Source organism: Pseudomonas protegens, from assembly GCF_003732485.1.
Taxonomy (GTDB): domain Bacteria; phylum Pseudomonadota; class Gammaproteobacteria; order Pseudomonadales; family Pseudomonadaceae; genus Aquipseudomonas; species Aquipseudomonas protegens_B.
The window spans coordinates 151881-153097 of record NZ_MOAK01000080.1 but is presented as its reverse complement, the minus strand read 5'-3'; the positions used below and the strand labels follow the sequence as shown (position 1 = coordinate 153097).

Sequence of the window (1217 nt, the reverse complement as noted above, 5' to 3'; positions counted from 1 at the left end):
CCCAACCCCCGGGCCCCCGCCACTGAAGAATTGCAGGTGCACGACCCCGACGGCCATATCGGCTCGCGTACCGGGCTCTTCGATCTGCACGTCAATGCCCAGCAGAACGTGGTAGTGGGGTGCGGCCTGGGCGGCACGTCGCTGATCAATGCCAACGTTGCCCTGGAGCCCGAACCCGGGGTCTTCGACGATCCGCGCTGGCCCCAGGCGGTACGCGAGCATCGCGATACCCTGCTCAAGGAGGGGTACGCCCGAGCCCGGGAGATGCTCAAGCCCACTCCCTATCCCGACTCGGCACCCGCCTTGCCCAAGCTCCAGGCCAACCGGAAATCCGCGGAGTTTCTCAAGCAGGGCGCGCACTTCTACAAGCCGCCGATCAACGTGACTTTCGCCAAGCTGCCCAACAACCTCAACCATGTCGGGGTCGAGCAATTGCCCTGCAACCACTGCGGCGACTGTGTCTCGGGCTGTAACAACAAGGCCAAGAACACCACCTTGATGAATTACCTGCCGGATGCCAGCAATCATGGCGCCGAGATTTTCTGCCAGGCCGAGGTGCGTTACCTGGAGCAGGACGGTGATGGCTGGATCGTGCACTTCCAGTACCTGGACAGTGGGCGCGAGAAGTTCTCGGCGCCGACCCTGTTCGTCAAGGCCGACGTCATCGTGCTCAGTGCCGGCACCCTGGGTTCCACGGAAATCCTCCTGCGCTCCAGGGCCAAGGGCCTGTCCACCTCGGACCAGCTGGGTGAGCACATGAGCGGCAACGGCGACATCCTCGGGTTCGGCCATAACTGTGAGCAGACCATCAACGGCATCGGCTTCGGCACCCATTCGGCCAGTGAGCTCAAACCCGTGGGGCCGTGCATCACCTCCATCATCGACATGCGCACCGAAGGCGACTGGCGCAGCCGCATGGTCATCGAGGAGGGGTCGATTCCCGGCGCCCTGGGCCGGGCCATGGTGCCCAGCATGGCGCTGTTCGCCAGCACCCTGGGCAAGGCCACCGACGACAGCCTCAGCGGCCAGTTGGGCTACAAGGCGCGCGAGGCCGAGAGCTTTCTGCGGGGGCCTTACTACGGCGCGCTGCACAACATGCAGACCTACCTGATCATGAGTCATGACAATGGGCGCGGCCGCATGCTGCTGGACGCCAAGGATCAGTTGCGCATCGACTGGCCCGGGGTTGGCCAGCAACCCAATGTGATTCTCGGCAA

The 1217-nt window shown here is 64.1% G+C and carries 1 protein-coding gene; it reads left to right on the top strand.

The features are described 5' to 3' along the window. Positions 1–1217: GMC family oxidoreductase N-terminal domain-containing protein (locus tag BLX41_RS35960; RefSeq protein WP_259745069.1), on the top strand; the 1217-nt coding region annotated here is incomplete at both ends.